Genomic DNA, 17,266 nt, shown 5'->3' on the forward strand with positions numbered 1-17,266 from the left:
CCTTAACAAGACGTACGTACGGTTTTCTTCCCTGTATGAACGCGTGGGGCGGCAGATACAAAGAAAGAGTGGCTGTTCCTTCCGGAACAGCCACTCTTTCTCGGTAAGTGCGCTCGCGGCGCGAGCGCCCCGGGGGCGGGGTGGGTCAGTGGACGGTGACGGTGGCGCCGGGGACCAGGTCGCGCAGTTCCTCGGGGATCTCGGCGCCCATCTCGTCGGCGAGGCGCAGCGCCTCCTCGATCAGCGTCTCCACGATCTGGCCCTCGGGCACGGTCTTGATGACCTGGCCCTTGACGAAGATCTGGCCCTTGCCGTTGCCGGAGGCGACGCCGAGGTCGGCCTCGCGGGCCTCACCCGGACCGTTCACCACGCAGCCCATGACGGCGACGCGCAGCGGCACCGGCAGCCCCTCCAGGCCGGCGCTGACCTCCTCGGCCAGCTTGTAGACGTCGACCTGGGCCCGCCCGCAGGACGGGCAGGAGACGATCTCCAGGCCCCGCTCGCGCAGGCCCAGCGACTCCAGGATCTGGTTGCCGACCTTGATCTCCTCGACCGGCGGGGCGGAGAGGGAGACCCGGATGGTGTCGCCGATCCCCTCGGCCAGCAGCGCGCCGAAGGCGACCGCCGACTTGATGGTGCCCTGGAACGCCGGGCCGGCCTCGGTGACGCCCAGGTGCAGCGGGTAGTCGCACTGCGCGGCGAGCTGCCGGTACGCCCGGATCATGACCACCGGGTCGTTGTGCTTGACCGAGATCTTGATGTCCCGGAAGCCGTGCTCCTCGAAGAGCGAGCACTCCCAGAGCGCCGACTCGACCAGCGCCTCGGCGGTGGCCTTGCCGTACTTGGCGAGCAGCCGCTTGTCCAGCGAGCCGGCGTTCACGCCGATCCGGATCGGCACGCCGGCGGCACCGGCCGCCTTGGCGATCTCCTTGACCTTGTCGTCGAACTGCCGGATGTTGCCCGGGTTGACCCGTACCGCGGCGCAGCCGGCGTCGATCGCGGCGAAGACGTACTTCGGCTGGAAGTGGATGTCGGCGATCACCGGGATCTGCGACTTGCGCGCGATCGCCGGCAGCGCCTCGACGTCGTCCTGGCTGGGCACGGCGACCCGGACGATCTGGCACCCGGACGCGGTCAGCTCGGCGATCTGCTGGAGGGTGGCGTTGACGTCGGAGGTGAGGGTGGTGGTCATCGACTGCACCGAGACCGGCGCACCCCCACCGACCGGCACCGAGCCGACCATGATCTGGCGGCTGGCCCGACGGGGGGCGAGCGGCGGGGGCGGTACGGCGGGCATACCGAGACTGACAGCGGTCACTTCAGGCACTCACCTTGAGAAGAGCGTGATGGGGTTGATGATGTCCGCAGTGGCGGTGAGCAGCGTGAACGCGCCACCGACCAGGATCACCGCGTACGTGAGCGGCATGAGCTTCATGTAGTCCACCCGACCGGGGTCGCGGCGGCCGATCTTGGCGTACAGCCAGGAGCGGGCGCGCTCGAACCAGGCGATGGCGATGTGCCCGCCGTCGAGGGGCAGCAGCGGCAGCAGGTTGAACACACCGACGAAGAAGTTCAGCGAGATGAACAGCAGAGGCAGCATCTGCCAGAAGCCGTTCGCCAGCGCCTCGCCGCCGAGCCGGCTGGCGCCGACGACGCTGATCGGGGTGTCCTTGTCCCGCTCGCCGCCGGTGACCGCGGTCCAGAGGGCGGGCACCTTCTCCGGGATCCGCTTCATCGCCTCGTACGTGCCGATGGCGAGGTCCTTGGTGTAACCGGCGGTGGCCGGGATCGCCTCGACCGGGCCGTACGTGACGGTGGCCGGGACGCCCGGCGGCAGGGCGGGGCCGGCGACGCCGAGGGCGGAGACGGTCTTCAGGGCGCCGTCCGGGTCGTCCAGCGGCTTGCGCTGCACGGCGGCCAGGTCGGCCTGGACCTCGCCGCGCACGCCGTCCCGCTCGTACGCGATGGTGGCCTTGCCCGGGGGCAGGTCGCGGACGGTCTTGACCAGGGCGGTGTAGTCGGCGACCGAGGTGCCGTTCACCGCGAGGATCTTGTCGTCGTCGCGCAGCCCGGCCTGCTTGGCGGGGCTGACCGGGTCACCGGGGGCGCACTCACGCACCGCTTCGGTGGGGATGACGCAGTCCACCACCTTGACGTGCGCCGGCAGCGGGTTGGGCAGGTCCTTGTTCGGCATCCCCACGAACATCGCGACGAGCCAGATGGCGATCACCGCGAGGGCGAAGTGGGTCACCGAACCGGCGGACATCACGATCGTCCGCTTCCAGACCGGGTAGCGCCACATGGCCCGGTGCTCGTCGCCCGGCTCGACGTCGTCGTCCTGCGGCGTCATCCCGACGATCTTGCAGAAGCCACCGAGCGGGATGGCCTTCAGTCCGTACTCGGTCTCACCGCGCTTGAATGACCAGAGGGTCGGGCCGAAGCCGACGAAGTAGCGGGTGACCTTCATCCCGAACGCCTTGGCGGTCAGCATGTGGCCCGCCTCGTGCAGGCTCACCGAGATGAGAATCCCCAGGGCGATCACGACCACCCCGAGCAGATAGAGCATCAGGCTTCCTTCCCCGACCCCAAGATGATCTCCTGCGCATGCGCGCGTGCCCACGACTCCGCCGTGAGCACGTCCTCGACGGTACCTGGTTCGCCGAAATCGGGAGCCTCCTCCAACACCCGGCGGAGGGTGTCGACGATGCCGAGGAAGGGCAGCCGGCCGGCGACGAACGCCGCGACGCACTCCTCGTTCGCCGCGTTGTAGATCGCCGGGCGGCAGCGGCCGGTCTCGCCGGCGGCCTTGGCCAGGGCGACCGCCGGGAACGCCTCGTCGTCGAGGGGGGCGAACTCCCAGGTGTGCGCGGTGGTCCAGTCGACCGCGGCAGCGGCGTCGGCCACCCGGTCCGGCCAGCCGAGGCCGAGCGCGATCGGCAGCCGCATGTCCGGCGGGCTGGCCTGGGCGAGGGTGGAGCCGTCGACGAACTCGACCATCGAGTGGATCACCGACTGCGGGTGGACCATCACGGTGATGTCGGCGTAGGGCACGTCGAAGAGCTCATGCGCCTCGATCACCTCCAGCGCCTTGTTGACCATGGTGGCGGAGTTGATCGTGACGACCGGGCCCATGTTCCAGGTGGGGTGCGCGAGCGCCTGCTCGGGCGTGACCTGCGTCAGTTCGTCGCGCCGCTTACCCCGGAAGGGGCCGCCGCTGGCGGTGACCACCAGCCGACGCACCTCGCCCCGGGTGCCGCCGCGCAGGCACTGGGCCAGCGCCGAGTGCTCCGAGTCCACCGGCACGATCTGCCCCGGCCGCATCACCGCGGCCTTCACCAGCGGGCCGCCGGCCACCAGCGACTCCTTGTTGGCCAGGGCGAGGGTACGACCGGCGCGCAGCGCCGCGAGGGTCGGCGCCAGCCCGAGGGACCCCACGACCCCGTTGAGTACGACGTCGCAGGGCCACTGCGCCAGCTCGGTCATCGCGTCCGGGCCGGCGATGATCTTCGGCAGCTTGAAGTCCCCGGTGGCCCAGCCACGCCGGCTCGCCTCGGCGTAGAAGGCGAGCTGGAGGTCCTGTGCGGCGGAGGACTTCGCCACCCCGACCGCGTCCACGCCCAGCTCCAGGGCCTGCGCGGCGAGCAGTTCGACATTGCCGCCACCGGCCCCGAGCGCCACCACCCGGAACCGGTCCGGGTTGCGCCGCACGATGTCGATGGCCTGGGTGCCGATCGAACCGGTGGAGCCGAGCAGAACGAGGTCGCGGGGTGTCGTCACGCCGCCATTCTGCCCCGGCGTCACTGTGCGCCCGCTGGGAGCCTCAGCCCTCGCCGTCCGGGTCCTCGGCCGGCGCCTCCTCGCCGAGGAGTTCAGCCGTTGTTGGCGGGCAGGAGGTCGAGTGCCAACTGACGGCTGAACGGCTTGAACCTCCAGCAGGGGGAGACGCAAGGGTGAGGGTATGCACGGCGAAACGCTCTACACGATCGGCGATCTGGCCCGGCGGACCGGGCTGACGGTCAAGACCATCCGGTTCTACTCCGACCGCGGGATCGTGCCGCCGACTGACCGCAGCCCGACCGGATACCGCCTCTACGGGATCGACGTCGTCGCGCGCTTGGACCTGGTGCGGGCGCTGCGCGACCTGGGACTGGACCTGTCCACGATCCGCATGGTCGTGGACCGGGAAATCTCGCTTCCCGAGGTCGCCGCAGCGCACGCAGAAGCGCTCGCGGTGCAGATCAGGATGCTGCGCCTGCGGCGCGCGGTGTTGACGGCGGTCGCCAGGCGCGGGTCCACCCCTGAGGAGATGGATCTCATGCACAAGCTGACCATGCTGTCCGAGGACGAACGGCGGCGCCTGATCGGCGAATTCCTCGACACCGTCTTCGGCGGCCTGGTGGACGCCAACCCTGAGTTCGTGGGGATCATGCGCTCGATGACCCCTGAGCTGCCCGACAACCCCGAGGCCGAGCAGGTGGAGGCGTGGGTGGAGTTGGCCGAACTGTCCCAGGACCCGGATTTTCGCGCCAGCATGCGGCGGATCGTTGAGCAGCATGCGGCCGACCGCGCCCACGATGACGGCGTGCGTGTTCAGCGCGATGCTGTGGCGTTGGTTCGCGACCAGGTCGGGCCAGCGCTGGTAGCTGGCATCGACCCAGTCTCACCACAGGCCGACCCTGTCGTCGCGGCGGTCATGGGTCAGTACGCACACCTCAGCGGTCGCAACGACGACGTCGAGCTTCGACGCTGGCTGTTGGTCCGCCTGGAGTCCGCGAACGACCCGCGCAGGGAGAGTTACCTGCAGCTGCTCTCTGTGATCAACGGCTGGCCAGCGACCGAGAGCCTGGCGTCCGTGATCGACTGGTCCATCCGGGCCCTGCGCGCCCGAACACCAGGGTGGCGCGACGGGGCAGGAATCTCGGGCACTTGATCTACGGGAGGTAACGACATGAGCCATGCAGGGTCATCCGAATGACAGTCGATCTGCGAGTGGACGCGGTACCGGGCGGTCCCGCTCTTCTCCTGCGGCCGTGGGGTGACGAGGACATCGAACCGCTCATCGAGGTGTATCGCGACCCGGCATTGCGTCGGTGGACAAGCCTCTCCATGGACAGCACGGAGGACGCACAGCGGTGGCTGGAGGTTCAGAAAGACGGCTGGGAGAGCCGCACCCGACTCAGCTTCGCGATTCTCGAGAATCAACGGGATGCCGGTGAGCGCAGGCTGTTGGGCAACGTGGTCCTCAAGAGAAACGAACCCTCAGGTCGATCCGCTGAGGTCGGCTACTGGACCGCAGCCCATGCTCGAGGTCGAGGGGTAGCCACGCGGGCCCTCGAAGCTCTCACCCTCTGGGCATTCGACGCCTTCGCCGCCGAGTGCCTGGATCGTCTCGAGCTGCTCCATCAGGTGGACAACCACGCATCCTGTCGGGTCGCGGAAAAGGCTCGGTACCAGTTCGAACGAGTGCTACCTGCCAGGCCGCCTTTCCCGAGAGACGGTCACCTGCACGCACGTCATGCTCGCGTTGTCGCCGCGGAGTCGCTCCAGGACCTGTTTGATCTTGGAGTCAAGCACGATCGGTGAAGCGGCCGGCGCCGGGCCAGGGGTGACGCGGCCGGACCGGAGGCCGCTGGTGTCGGTGCAGCCGGTCGGCCGGCCAAGCTCCACCTGCGCCGGGAGTTCGCCCACGACCGCCCGGCAATGGCCATCTACCTGTGCCTGCTCATGCACGACGCGATCGCCGACGCGCTACAGCTCAGCTCCGGCGGGAGTCCGAGTCCGAGGATCGGCCCGGCGCGTGAACCGGACAGCCGGCGTGGAAGCCGATCAGTCCGAGCCGGATGAGATTCCGCTCGTGGCGGCTCCGGCACCAGCGGATACGCCTGGGTACGTGTTCTCGCCTGCCTCCCGCGTGCCGCGCGGAGGACGACGTATGCCTGGTGAGCGATATACCTCAGAGGCATAAATATGACTCTCAGGTATCTCACTCACCGGCATGTCCGGGGGGCGGGCACCACCCTCCGTGACGTATCCGGCGGGGGCAACCTACCGCCGGACGGCCGGCGGCCCCGGCTCGACCGGATCGACGGTGAGCAGTTTCCGGCCGCGCAGGTAGGAGTACAGCTCGGCCTGCTGCTCCGCGTCCAGGCCGTCGATCGGCATCGGGAAGACCTGGTACCGGCTGAGCCGGAACAGCAACTGGCCGGGGATGGGCTCCACGCCGGTCAGCGCCGCCCAGCGCACGGTGCCGTCGGAGAGCGCGTTGGCGTAGCGGACGCCCTCGTCGGAGATCGTCCACGTGATCGGGATGCCGTACATCTTCCAGCTGGCCCGGACCAGCGTCCGCAGGACCAGCGGGGAGAGCAGCGCCGCGACCACCGCGGCCGCGATCCACGGGACAGCCCGCAGCGCGTCACCGGTGAGCACCGTCGTCAGCGCCGGTAGGAGCAACAGCACCGGGCAGAGCCAGTACAGCAGCAACGTGCGCCGGTAGGCGCTGCGCAGGGCGTCGGTGAGCCGCCGCCGGTCCGGCTGCGTCTCGAAGCTGATCATCACAGCGGAAGACGATACGGCCCGCGGCGCCCCCCGCTGTCCCGGTGGGCGTCAGGCGTCGGCCCGGCGGACGAAGGTCTCCAGCACCTCGCCGCCGTACCAGTCGGTGCGCTGCCCGACGTGGGTCATGCCCAGCCGGCGGGCGACGGCCATCGACGGGTCGTTGCCGGGCGGGATCACCGCGTACACCTGTGGGGTGCCGGCGGCGAACTCGCGGGCCAGCACCGCGTGGGCCGCCTCGGTGGCGTACCCGTGCCCCCAGGAGTCCGGGTGCAGGTGCCAGCCGACCTCGATGTCGTCGGTCTCCGTCACGCCGTCCGCGCCGGGCAGCGGCTTGAGGATCAGGGTGCCGGCGACCCGGCCGGTGTCGCGGACCTCGATCGCCCAGGTGCCGTACCGGCCGCCCTGGCCGGCGTGCCGTTTCCGCCAGATGGCCAGCCGGTCCCGGGCCTGGGCGGGGTCGGTCAGCGGGAGGCCGGAGGCGGCCAGCCAGCGGGTGATCTCGATACGGGAGTAGATGTCGAAGATCCGATCCAGGTCCGCCGGGGTGTCCGTCCAGTCCCGCAGCACCAGGCGTTCCGTCGTGAGCACCGTCATGCCGCGGGATCGTAATGCGTGCGCGGCCCCGGGAGGGGGAAGGAGATCGCGATGGGCGACGCATGGCAGCGCACGAAGCGGATCACCAGCGCCGCATTCCGGCCGGTACGCGGCCGGGACCTCTCGCTGCACGCCGCCGCGATCACCTTCTACGGGGCGATCGCCGTGGTGCCGGTGGCCCTGTTGGCGATCTGGCTCACCTCGCTGCTGGCCGGCGGCGACCGGGTACGCCGGCTCACCTCGTACGCGGTGAACACGCTGCCCGACGCGATCGGGGCGCCCCGGGCGGTGGAGGCGCTGGTCGCGGCCGGGGTGGAGCTGACCCCGCTGCTCGCGCTGGCCTCCCTGCTGCCGGCGTCGCTCTACGGCGAGGGGCTGCGCCGCGCGTTCGTCTCCGTCGCCACCCCGCCCAACCCGGACGAGTCGCTGGTCGGCTGGCGCGGTCGGCTGCTGCTGCTGCCGCTGCTCGCCCCCGCCCCGGCGCTGCTGCTGTCGATCCTGATCGCCCTGCCCACCACCACCCGCCTGGTCCGGCAGGGCGGCTGGGTCGGCGCGCTCGGCGTGGTGCTGTCGTTCCTGGGGGTGTGGCTGGTGCTCACGCCGGTGGTGATGTGGGTGTTCCGGGTGGTCGGACCGGCCTCCCCGGACTGGCTCTCCACCCTCGCCGTCGGCTCGTTCACCGCGGCGAACCTCGCCGGCTTCCTGCACGGTTTCGTGCTGTTCGCCTCGCTCCCGATCGACCTGGGGGCGCCCTTCGGCGGCTTCGACGAGGTCGGCGGCGGCGTGGCGGTGCTGCTCTGGCTCTACCTCTTCCACGTGATCGTGCTGGCCGGCTACTCCGCCACCCTGGCGCTGAGCCGCTGGCGCGGCATCCGCGCCGCTGGAGCCACCCGCCACTGAAGCCACCCGCCGCCGAGCCACCCACCGCTGAAGCCCTCCCGCCCGGGGCCCGGCCGCACTAGGCTGCCCGGGCATGAGCGAAGCGAGTGAGCTGCCGGCCCGCGCCGACGTCGTGATCGTCGGATCCGGGCACAACGGGCTGGTCTCGGCCATCCTGCTGGCCCGCGCCGGGCTGGACGTGCTGGTGCTGGAGGCGGCGGAGGTGATCGGCGGGGCCACCCGCACCGAGAACCCGTTCCCCAAGGTCCCCGGGCTGCGCCACTCCACCGGGTCCTACCTGCTCGGGCTGATGCCGCCGGAGCTGCTCGCCACGCTCGACGTGCGGATTCCGGTGCTGCGCCGCGACCCGCACTACTTCCTGCCCACCCCCGGCGGCGTCGGCTCGCCGTACCTGCTCTTCGGCAGCGACACCGCGGGGACCCGCAAGCAGCTCGCCGAGTTCTTCTCCCCCGCCGACGCGGCCGCCGACGACGCGTTGCAGGCCGAACTGGCCCAGCTGCGCGAGGACCTGGCGCCGGCCTGGCTGGCCGAGCCGCTGCCGGTGGAGGAGACCGCCGAGCGGTACGTCCGCCCGGCCTTGCGGCAGGTCTTCGTGGACCTGGTCCGCGGCTCGGTCGCCGACCACCTGGCCCGCTTCGACTTCCGCTCCGAGCTGCTGGTCAGCATGTACGCGGTCACCGACGGCCTCTCCGGCCTCAACGCCGGCCCGGACGACCCCGGCACCGGGCACAACTTCCTGGTGCACAACATGTGCCGGCTGCCCGGAGCCGACGGCACCTGGATGATCGCCCAGGGCGGCATGGGCACCGTCTCCCGGACCTTCGCCGAGGCCGCCCGCGCCGCCGGGGCCACCATCGAAACGGGTACGCCGGTGACCGGGGTGACCCTGGACGCCGGCGGCGCGGCCAGCGGGGTGACGCTCGCCGACGGCCGGCACGTCGCCGCCCCGGTGGTGCTCGGCGCCTGCGACCCGTACCGGCTGATGGAGCTGCTGCCCGACGGCGCGCTCCCGGCGCCGCTGCACCAGCGGATGACGGCCGTCCGCCGCCCCGGCACCACTCTGAAGCTGAACCTGGCGCTGACCGGGCTGCCCCGCTTCGGTTGCCTGCCCGAGGGCGCGACCAGCCCGTTCGGCTCCACCATCCACCTGCTGCCCGGCTCGGCCTCGCTGGTCGGCGGGGGCGGCGAGGCGCCGATGGCCGCGCTGCGCGCGATGTGGGCGGACGTGCAGGCCGGCCGGCTGCCCGAGGAGCCGACCATCGAGTGGTACCTGCACACCACCGTCGACCCGTCGCTCTCCGACGAGGCCGGCCACCACTCGTCGGCGCTCTTCGTCCAGTCCGTGCCCTACGAGCTGGCCGGCACCACCTGGGACGAGGCCCTGCCCGGGTACGTCGAGAAGCTGATCGCTATCTGCGAGCGGTACGCCCCCGGCACCGCCGACCTGATCGCCGACGCGGTGCCGCTGCCCCCGCCCGGCATCGAGGCGCACTTCGGCATCACCGGGGGCCACATCCACCACGTCGACAACACCGTCTCGTTCACCGACCGGATGCCGTACGCCACCGGCGTCGACGGCGTCTATGCGGGCAGCGCCGGCTGCCACCCGGCCGGCAGCGTCATCGGGGCCGCCGGCCACAACGCCGCCCGCCGCATCCTCAGCGACCTCGGTCGCTGACCTCACCGCCGGCCTCGGCGGGGGGGGGGGGGGGGGGGGGGGCAGATCGCCGGGGGGGCGGATGAGGGAGGGGCCGACGAGCAGCAGATAGAGGACGAGGCTGAGGATCGGGTCGACGAAGACGAAGGCGAAGGCGATCAGATAGAGCAGTGGGCGCACCAGCAATCGCCGCGAGACCGCCCGGGCCAGCTGGGGATCCAGGTCGGGGTGGAGCAGCCGCCGCCGCCGAGCCCACCACCAGCTCAGGTTGAAGAAGAGCGACTCGCCAAGCACGGTGCCGAGGTAGAGGCCGGCGGTCAGCCGCTGCTCGGTCGCACTGCCGCGGAGGTTGTCCGACAGCAGGTCCGCGGTGAACGGGATGGCGGCCACGAAGAGCAACACGAGCAGGTTGAACACCAGCAGCAGCTGGTCGACCCGGACCACGTACCGCCACATGTTGTGATGGCCGAGCCAGATCTGACCGGCGATCCCGAAGGTGATCACGTACGCCAGGTAGGACGGCCAGGCGTGAGCGAGGGCGTCGGGAAGCTCCTTCCCGCCGGCCCTGGCCGGCCCGTACTGGAGCAGTTCGACGGCCATCACCGTCAGCACGACCGCGAAGACGCCGTCGCTGAACGTCTCCACCCGGGAGGCGTCCCGGGCCATCTCCCGATCACGCCTGAACCGGTATCCGCTCCTGCCCGCGCCGTCGGTCACGCCGCCGCCCCCTTCTCGACCTGATGGTCACCTGACGGGGGCGGCGGGCGCGGGGAAACCGCTAGCTGAGCGCCTCGCCGGCAGGCGCGGGGGTCTGCTCGTCGGCGCGGTGCGCGCGGACCTTGTGGCCGACGCTGGTCAGGCAGCGCCCGCTGGGCAGGTCGAACTTCCAGCCGTGCAGCTGGCAGGTGAGCTGGTCGCCGTCGACGATGCCGAACCGGCTCAGGTCCGCCTTCAGGTGCGGGCAGCGGCGCTGCACCACCCAGTCGCCGATGGTGATGTCCTCCGCGTCGACGGCCCGCTCGTGCTCGTCGTACCAGCCCTCGGCGTACTGGAGGCGCTCCTCGGAGAGGCACTTGAAGAAGGCGTAGACGAACTCGTTGTACTGGCCGATCCGGGCCGCCGAGAAGCGGCAGGAGAGGAAGAGGGAGTTGACCCAGTCCACCTCGCCGATGTGCAGCAGGTGCTCGATCAGCGCCCGGTCGGTACGGAAGCGGTAGCGCACCTTCTCGTCGGCGTACGGGCGGACCTCCTTGCCCGGGAAGTCCACCACGATGGATTCAACGGTCTCCCCGCCTGAGTCGTCAGTGCCGACGAGGTCGAAGCGGACCGGGCCGCCGACGCCCTTGGCCAGGTAGATCGACTCGTCCAGCAGCGGCTCGATGCGGCGCTTCATCTCGCCGAGCACGTCCACCTCGGGGTGCCGCCAGGACGCCTTCTCCGCCTCGATGATCGGGCGCTTGCGCTCCCGCATCTCCTCCAGGTGCGCGACCTTGTTCGCGAAGAACTCCTCCACCGGCACCGGGTGGGTGGTGCTCGCGCCCTGCGTGGTCACCTCGGCGACGCTGCCCGGCAGCAGCACGATGCCGTTGGTGCCGCCGACCTTGGCGTACTCCGCCAGGAAGACGGACTGGTCGGGGAAGATGTTGCCCTCGTCGCCGTGGATGTCGTTGAACTGCCACAGCGCGTCGTCGAGGAAGCACGGCGGGCCGGCGATCGGGAAGACGTGGTCGGCCTTCAGGTCGTCGATGTAGCGCCAGGTGCGGTCGAACTGCCGGTCCCGCTTCTGCTTGCCGAACGCGGTCTTCGCCGCCTGCGGCAGCTCGTAGACCATCGGGTACCAGATCGCGCCGGAGAACTGGAGCAGGTGCGCGTGCACGTGGCCCAGCTCGGCGAAGACGCTCAGGTCGGTCGGGCGGGCATCGTTCTGGTTGAGCAGCCGGACGCCGTCGTACTCCACCCAGAGCGAGGAGTCGCCGATCGGGCCGTCGGTCGGGCTGGTCAGCGCCTGGATCATGATCTTCAGGCCGCCGTCGAGCTCCACGACCTGCTCGTTCGGGGCCTTCAGGAACTTCGTGAAGCCCAGCGCCCGCAGCTCGTCCTCCATCTCCGAGGTGGGGAACTCGGGGAGCAGCACGGTGGCGTCCTTGGAGACGTACCGCTTGAGGTGGGCGGCGTCGAAGTGGTCCCGGTGCAGGTGCGAGACGTACAGGTAGTCGACGTCACCGAGCGCCTCCCAGTCGAGCTGGGAGTTGTCCGGGAAGGGGAACCACGAGGCGAAGTAGGCGGGATTGACCCACGGGTCGCACAGGATGCTGCCCGCGGCCGTGTCGATCCGCATGCTGGCATGTCCCGTACCGGTCACTCGCACCGCAGTCCCCCTCAAAACGACAAACAAGGTGTACGTCAGAACGCTACCGGAGGCAGTCTGGTCGCCGACCCGCGACGCCGGTAGAGCCGTTGCGCCCGCCCCTGATCGGGTCCATCGGCCCAGGCCGCCCGGCGGTGTCCCCGCCCGCGTACCCCCATCAGGCCGGACCCTTCGCCGGGCCCCGCACGGGGCGTGCCAGACTAACCGGAGATCCGATCGCGAGGGAAGGACCGACAGTGGCAGGAAGCGAGCCGGTAACCGCGCCAGATCAGCACAAGCCCGGGCACCGCAAGGCCGGACGGATCGGCGCGGTGGTCTCCGCGTTGGCGCTGCTGGCGATGCTGTGCGGCAACCACGAGGGCAGGGTCGAGGACATCTGGCTGGTCGGCCTGGCCGCGGTGCTGCTGGCGATCGTCATCGGCGACGTCGTGCTGCGCCGCAACGGCCTGCGCTCCTGACCCGAACGACGCGCCGGACCGGACACGGACGAAGGGCCCACCCCCGTCGGGGGTGGGCCCTTCGTCACATCGGTCCTCGTCGGGCCGATCAGCGGCCGAAGAGGATGTCCTGCACGTCCTTGAGGGCGGCGTCGACCTCGGCCTCGAAGTAGCCGCCCGGCACCAGCCCGAAGCGCAGGGTGTCCAGGTCCTTCGGGTTCACCGGCATCGGGTTGCGCCCCTGCATGCCGCCGAGCAGCGTCTCGAAGAACCGGTCCACCTGGTCCGGGTCGTACCCACTGCCGAAGCGACGCACCTGGAAGCTGCGCCGGATCTGGTCCACCCGGTAGAGGTCGCTGCCGGGCGGGCCGGCCATCGGCGGGCCCACCATCGGCGGGCCACCCACCGGCGGACCGGCCATCGGCGGCGGACCACCCATCGGCGGGCCACCCAGCGCCGGCTGCTGCATGGGCGGCGGGCCGGCCGGGCCACGCCCGCGCATCTCCCGCTCCGGCATCCGGATCTCGGCGGTCATGTCGGTGCGGCCGTGCCGGCCCGCCTCGAAACCGTCGAACCGCGGCTCCTCCGGCGCACCGTAGCCACCGAGAGCGCCCTCCGGCGCGCCGTAGCCGCCCGGGCCGGCGGGCAGGCCGCGCTGCGGCGGGCCGCCGTGCCCCATCTGGCCGCCCGGACCCATCGGCGCACCCGGGCCCGGACCGGCCGGGCCGCGCGGCGCGTCGTACCCGCCCCGGGGGGCGTCGTAGCCGCCGGCGAAGGCGCCGGTGGGCTCGTCGTACCGGTTGCCGTAGCCCTGCGGGCCCGCCTGGGCCGGCATGGCGCGCGGCGGGAGCGGCTGCGGCACCGGCGACAGGCCGCGGGGGTCGTCACGCATCGGCGGGCCGAGGCGGTCGGCGCCCCGCGGGTCGGCACCGCGGCCGGCCAGGCCGCCGCGCTCCTCCAGCTCGGCCAGCTGCCGCTCGACCCGGTCCAGGTGCAGATCGACCTGCCACTCGTCGTAGCCGTTGAAGCGGACCCGGAAGACGACGTCGTGGACCTCCTGGGAGGCCACGGGCGCGCCGACCGGCTGGCCGGCGAGTGTCGCCTCGACCCGGTCCAGGAAGGCGTCCACCTCGTCGACCTTGTATCCCCGGCGGAGCGCCTTACGCCGGAAACGCTGACCCTGACTCGCCACTATGTCTCCTGGTCTCGTCGCTACGCCCGGTCACGCCCGCGCGGCGCGTCGGTGTCCCTGTCCTCGGCGGCAGCCAACTGCCCGCACGCGCCGTCGATCTCGCGCCCCCGGGTGTCCCGCACGGTCGTGGACACCCCGGCCTCGCGGAGTCGCCGGACGAACTCCCGCTCGACCGGCTTCGAGCTCGCGTCCCAGCGGCTGCCGGGTGTCGGGTTGAGCGGGATGAGGTTCACGTGGGCCAACTTGCCGGCCAGCAGCCGCCCGAGCAGGTCCGCCCGCCACGGCTGGTCGTTCACGTCCTTGATCATCGCGTACTCGATCGACACGCGGCGCCCCGTCCGGGCCGCGTAGTCCCACGCTGCGTCCAGCACCTCGGCTACCTTCCAGCGCTGGTTGACCGGCACGAGTTCGTCGCGCAGATCATCATCGGGCGCATGCAGCGACAGCGCAAGGGTCACTGAGAGGTCTTCGCTGGCCAGTCGGCGGATGGCCGGAACCAGGCCGACCGTGGAAACGGTGATGTGCCGCTGCGACAGGCCCAGCCCCTCGGGGGCCGGCGCGACCAGCCGACGGATCGCCGCGACCACCCGGTTGTAGTTCGCCAGCGGCTCGCCCATGCCCATGAAGACGACGTGCGACAGCCGCGGCGGCGACCCCGCCACCGCGCCGGAGGCCGCCACACCGGCGAGGTACACCGCCTGGTCGACGATCTCGGCCGTGGACAGGTTGCGGGTCAGCCCGGCCTGACCGGTGGCGCAGAACGGGCACGCCATGCCGCAGCCGGCCTGGCTGGAGATGCAGACGGTCACCCGGTCCGGGTAGCCCATCAGCACGCTCTCCACCAGCGAGCCGTCGTGCAGCCGCCAGAGCGCCTTGCGGGTGGCGCCGTCGTCGCAGGCCATCTCGCGGACCGGGTTGAGCAGGGTCGGCAGCAGCGCGCCGGCCAGCCGTTCCCGGCTCGCCGCCGGCAGGTCGGTCATCAGCTCCGGGTCGCGTACCAGCCGGCCGAAGTAGTGGTTGGAGACCTGCTTGGCCCGGAAGGCCGGCTCGCCCAGCTCGGTCACCAGCGACTGCCGGCCCGGCAGGTCCAGGTCGGCGAGGTGGCGGGGAGGCATCGCGGGCCGGCGCCCGGGGGCGTCGGGGTCTACGGGGATCACAGGCAGGCTCGTCATGGCCGGTCCAGTCTGTCACGCCGGCCGCGGAACACACCCCTCCGGAGGTGCCGAATCGACCCCCACCGGGCGGGCGGCACGGTCTGCCGGACGTGATTCATGCCTCAGCCCACCACCGGCACGAAGACCGCCAGCAGCAGGTACGCGGTGGGAACGGCGAAGAGGATCGAGTCGAGCCGGTCCATCAGGCCGCCGTGCCCGGGCAGCAGGTTGCTCATGTCCTTCACGCCCAGGTCACGCTTGATCATGGACTCGCCGAGGTCGCCGAGGACCGCCGAGACGGAGACCGCGATCCCGAAGAGCGCGCCCCACCACGGCGCCAGATCGAAGAGCGCCCAGAGCAGCAGGGCGCTGCCGAGCGCCGCCGCCGAGACCGACCCGGCGAAGCCCTCCCAGGACTTCTTCGGGCTGATCGAGGGCGCCATCGGGTGCTTGCCGAAGGTGACCCCGGCCGCGTACCCGCCGGTGTCGGAGAGCACCACGGCGACCAGGGTCGCCAGCACCCGCAGGTGCCCGTCGTCGGGGGCCGCGGCGAGCAGCGCCGCGAAGCCGCCCAGGAACGGCACGTAGACCGCGATCAGGGTGGCCGCCGTAAGGTCGCGCTGGAAGCCCCCCGGACCGTCGCCGAGCCGCCAGATCATCGTGCCGAGCACGGTGACCAGCAGGCCCAGGCTGAGCGCGTCCGGCCCGGCGTACCAGGCCAGGCCGATCATCAGCACCCCGCCGGCGATCAGCGGCACCAGCGGCGGGTGCGCGCCGCTGCGGCGTACCGCCCGGGCCATCTCCCAGATGCCCACGCCGATCGCGGCGGCCACCACGGCGAGGAACGCCGGCAGGTAGAAGAAGAGCGGGACCAGGATCAGCGCGCCGAGCCCGAGGCCCACCCCGATCGCGGCCGGCAGGTTGCGGCCGGCCCGGCTGGGTGCCTGCTGCCCGGTCGCCGGCCGGTCCGCGCTGGCCCGGCGTCGGCCGCGCTGCCGCCGGCCCGGTGGCCGCTGCGGCTCGTGCTCCGGCCCGGGCTCGTCCCGCACCGGGGGGAACTGGGAGGTCGGCAGGTCGTCGTCACGGACCGGCGGGAGCGACGAGGTGGGCACGTCGTCGTCGCGCACCGGGCGCCCGGGCGCACGCCGGTCGTAGCCGTCGTCGCGGGCCGCGCCGTAACGGTCGTCGCGGTACGGGTCGCCGGTCCCGTCGTACGGGTCGACGGCGGCCTCGTCGTAGCCACGGGCGGGCGGGCGGGGGCGGGCCTGCGGACCGGCGTACAGGTCGGCGCCGGACTGCCGGCTCCACGGGCCGGTGGGCTCGACGTCACGCTCGGGCCAGGGCAGCGCCGGCGGGCGTTCCGGCCGGTCCCAGCCGCGAGGCTCGGGGCCGCCGTAGGGGTCGGGGTGGGACATCACGCACCGAGCGGGAGCGGGACGAGTTCCACCACATGACGCAAGACCAAGGCCATCCCCTACACGCGTGTCTGTTCCGTCCGGTTGACCGGCCCGACGGCCGGCCGATTCCCGCCGTTCACCGCGCGGTGGCCGGGAATCCTGCCGAGCCTACTGCACCCGGCTGCCGGGGGCGGCGGACGAGGCCTCCGGCGGCCTCCGCCGCCCGTCCGGGTGGGTCCGTCGGCTGCCCTACTCGTCGTCCCACCGCTGTCGACCCGAACCCTGAGGGCGAGGGTCCCCGGATGCCCGCCACGACCGCCCGGGCTGACCGGGGCCCGGGCGGTCGAGACGCCGCGAGGCCCGCTCCCGGGTTTCCGGGACGGGCCTCGCGCTGTGCCGGACGGGGCGTCCCGTCCGGGCGACTACACCTCGAGCAGCTCGGTTTCCTTGTGCTTGACCAGCTCGTCGACGCTGGCGACGTAGCGCTGGGTGAGGTCGTCGAGTTCCTTCTCGGCGCGGCGGCCGTCGTCCTCGCCGACCTCGCCGTCCTTGACGAGGCGGTCCAGCTCCTCCTTGCCCTTCCGGCGGATGTTGCGGATGGCCACCTTGGCCTCCTCACCCTTGTGCCGGGCCACCTTGATCATCTCGCGGCGGCGCTCCTCGGTCATCTGCGGGAGCAGGATGCGCAGCTGGTTGCCCTCGTTGTTCGGGTTGACGCCGAGGTCGGAGTCGCGGATCGCCTTTTCCATGGCGTTGATCTGCGAGTTGTCGTACGGCTTGATGATCACCATGCGCGGCTCCGGAACCCCGATGGAGGCCATCTGGGGCAGCGGGGTGGGGGTGCCGTAGTAGTCGATGACGACCTTGGAGAACATGGCGGCGTTCGCGCGGCCGGTGCGGATGGCGCCGAACTCTTCCTTGGCGTGCTCGATGGCACGCTCCATCTTCTCCTCGGCCTCGAGGAGGGTGTCGTCGATCACCGGTCTCCTCGCCTCCTTCTGTTACTCGTGAT

15 protein-coding genes and 1 pseudogene are annotated in these 17,266 nt (G+C 71.6%); 5 read left to right on the forward strand and 11 right to left on the reverse strand.

Features of this window, described 5'->3' with window-relative positions; translation table 11 throughout:
- Window positions 1-145 precede the first annotated feature (145 nt).
- The 3 genes from ispG to dxr are packed head-to-tail and all read right to left on the reverse strand — an operon-like array spanning window position 146 to window position 3,777.
- A complete protein-coding gene (gene ispG, locus V6U88_RS06460) occupies window positions 146-1,318 on the reverse strand; it encodes a flavodoxin-dependent (E)-4-hydroxy-3-methylbut-2-enyl-diphosphate synthase (protein WP_334450722.1) in 1,173 nt (390 codons plus the stop codon).
- Window positions 1,319-1,327: 9 nt separating this feature from the next.
- Window positions 1,328-2,566 carry a M50 family metallopeptidase gene (locus V6U88_RS06465; RefSeq protein WP_334450724.1) on the reverse strand — a complete coding sequence of 413 codons (1,239 nt, stop codon included), beginning with the start codon at window positions 2,564-2,566 and terminating at the stop codon, window positions 1,328-1,330.
- A complete protein-coding gene (dxr, locus tag V6U88_RS06470) occupies window positions 2,566-3,777 on the reverse strand; it encodes a 1-deoxy-D-xylulose-5-phosphate reductoisomerase (protein ID WP_334450726.1) in 1,212 nt (403 codons plus the stop codon). Before dxr ends, V6U88_RS06465 begins: the two co-directional genes overlap by 1 nt.
- Window positions 3,778-3,958: 181 nt before the next feature.
- Between dxr and V6U88_RS06475 the strand changes: the two genes are divergently transcribed.
- Window positions 3,959-4,930 carry a MerR family transcriptional regulator gene (locus tag V6U88_RS06475; protein ID WP_334450728.1) on the forward strand — a complete coding sequence of 324 codons (972 nt, stop codon included), beginning with the start codon at window positions 3,959-3,961 and terminating at the stop codon, window positions 4,928-4,930.
- Between the two features lie 41 nt (window positions 4,931-4,971).
- On the forward strand, window positions 4,972-5,583 hold the full coding sequence (locus V6U88_RS06480; protein ID WP_334450730.1) for a GNAT family N-acetyltransferase: 612 nt from the start codon (window positions 4,972-4,974) through the stop codon (window positions 5,581-5,583).
- A 462-nt stretch (window positions 5,584-6,045) separates the two neighbouring features.
- Here V6U88_RS06480 and V6U88_RS06485 read toward each other — a convergent pair whose 3' ends face one another.
- Together V6U88_RS06485 and V6U88_RS06490 are read right to left on the reverse strand one after the other, a co-directional pair.
- On the reverse strand, window positions 6,046-6,555 hold the full coding sequence (locus tag V6U88_RS06485) for a YcxB family protein (protein WP_442934576.1): 510 nt from the start codon (window positions 6,553-6,555) through the stop codon (window positions 6,046-6,048).
- A gap of 48 nt (window positions 6,556-6,603) precedes the next feature.
- Complete coding sequence (locus V6U88_RS06490; protein ID WP_334450732.1) at window positions 6,604-7,149, reverse strand: GNAT family N-acetyltransferase; 546 nt, start codon at window positions 7,147-7,149, stop codon at window positions 6,604-6,606.
- Between the two features lie 51 nt (window positions 7,150-7,200).
- On the opposite strand from V6U88_RS06490, the gene V6U88_RS06495 reads away from it, so the two are divergent.
- Both V6U88_RS06495 and V6U88_RS06500 read left to right on the forward strand, forming a co-directional pair.
- Window positions 7,201-8,049: a YhjD/YihY/BrkB family envelope integrity protein gene (locus V6U88_RS06495; RefSeq protein WP_334450734.1), complete on the forward strand. Its 849-nt coding sequence runs from the start codon at window positions 7,201-7,203 to the stop codon at window positions 8,047-8,049.
- 73 nt (window positions 8,050-8,122) lie between these two features.
- Entirely contained in the window at window positions 8,123-9,727 is a 1,605-nt protein-coding gene (locus V6U88_RS06500; protein WP_334450736.1) for a phytoene desaturase family protein, read from the forward strand.
- A gap of 36 nt (window positions 9,728-9,763) precedes the next feature.
- Here the strand turns inward: V6U88_RS06500 and V6U88_RS06505 are convergent.
- Both V6U88_RS06505 and V6U88_RS06510 read right to left on the reverse strand, forming a co-directional pair.
- Window positions 9,764-10,372, reverse strand: a pseudogene (locus tag V6U88_RS06505) (TMEM175 family protein); the annotation flags it as partial.
- A 112-nt stretch (window positions 10,373-10,484) separates the two neighbouring features.
- Window positions 10,485-12,074: a Rieske 2Fe-2S domain-containing protein gene (locus V6U88_RS06510; RefSeq protein WP_334450738.1), complete on the reverse strand. Its 1,590-nt coding sequence runs from the start codon at window positions 12,072-12,074 to the stop codon at window positions 10,485-10,487.
- Between the two features lie 236 nt (window positions 12,075-12,310).
- Between V6U88_RS06510 and V6U88_RS06515 the strand changes: the two genes are divergently transcribed.
- Complete coding sequence (locus V6U88_RS06515) at window positions 12,311-12,532, forward strand: DUF2631 domain-containing protein (RefSeq protein WP_334450740.1); 222 nt, start codon at window positions 12,311-12,313, stop codon at window positions 12,530-12,532.
- Between the two features lie 88 nt (window positions 12,533-12,620).
- Here the strand turns inward: V6U88_RS06515 and V6U88_RS06520 are convergent, their stop codons facing one another.
- The 4 genes from V6U88_RS06520 to frr all read right to left on the reverse strand — a co-directional run bounded on the left by V6U88_RS06520 (window position 12,621) and on the right by frr (window position 17,234).
- Window positions 12,621-13,703: a DivIVA domain-containing protein gene (locus V6U88_RS06520; RefSeq protein ID WP_334450742.1), complete on the reverse strand. Its 1,083-nt coding sequence runs from the start codon at window positions 13,701-13,703 to the stop codon at window positions 12,621-12,623.
- Between the two features lie 20 nt (window positions 13,704-13,723).
- A complete protein-coding gene (rlmN, locus tag V6U88_RS06525; protein WP_334450744.1) occupies window positions 13,724-14,875 on the reverse strand; it encodes a 23S rRNA (adenine(2503)-C(2))-methyltransferase RlmN in 1,152 nt (383 codons plus the stop codon).
- Between the two features lie 104 nt (window positions 14,876-14,979).
- Window positions 14,980-16,272: a phosphatidate cytidylyltransferase gene (locus V6U88_RS06530; RefSeq protein ID WP_334450746.1), complete on the reverse strand. Its 1,293-nt coding sequence runs from the start codon at window positions 16,270-16,272 to the stop codon at window positions 14,980-14,982.
- Between the two features lie 404 nt (window positions 16,273-16,676).
- Window positions 16,677-17,234, reverse strand: coding sequence for a ribosome recycling factor (gene frr, locus V6U88_RS06535; protein ID WP_334450748.1), 558 nt, complete (start codon window positions 17,232-17,234; stop codon window positions 16,677-16,679).
- Window positions 17,235-17,266 lie beyond the last annotated feature (32 nt).

Source organism: Micromonospora sp. CPCC 205739 (assembly GCF_036906795.1).
GTDB lineage: Bacteria > Actinomycetota > Actinomycetes > Mycobacteriales > Micromonosporaceae > Micromonospora.

Coding starts and splice junctions, on each gene's coding strand:
- V6U88_RS06465 (WP_334450724.1), bottom strand. CDS start 2,566: ATGCTCTATCTGCTCGGGGTGGTCGTGATCGCCCTGGGGATTCTCATC.
- V6U88_RS06475 (WP_334450728.1), top strand. CDS start 3,959: ATGCACGGCGAAACGCTCTACACGATCGGCGATCTGGCCCGGCGGACC.
- V6U88_RS06480 (WP_334450730.1), top strand. CDS start 4,972: ATGACAGTCGATCTGCGAGTGGACGCGGTACCGGGCGGTCCCGCTCTT.
- V6U88_RS06490 (WP_334450732.1), bottom strand. CDS start 7,149: ATGACGGTGCTCACGACGGAACGCCTGGTGCTGCGGGACTGGACGGAC.
- V6U88_RS06495 (WP_334450734.1), top strand. CDS start 7,201: ATGGGCGACGCATGGCAGCGCACGAAGCGGATCACCAGCGCCGCATTC.
- V6U88_RS06500 (WP_334450736.1), top strand. CDS start 8,123: ATGAGCGAAGCGAGTGAGCTGCCGGCCCGCGCCGACGTCGTGATCGTC.
- rlmN (WP_334450744.1), bottom strand. CDS start 14,875: ATGACGAGCCTGCCTGTGATCCCCGTAGACCCCGACGCCCCCGGGCGC.
- V6U88_RS06530 (WP_334450746.1), bottom strand. CDS start 16,272: ATGTCCCACCCCGACCCCTACGGCGGCCCCGAGCCTCGCGGCTGGGAC.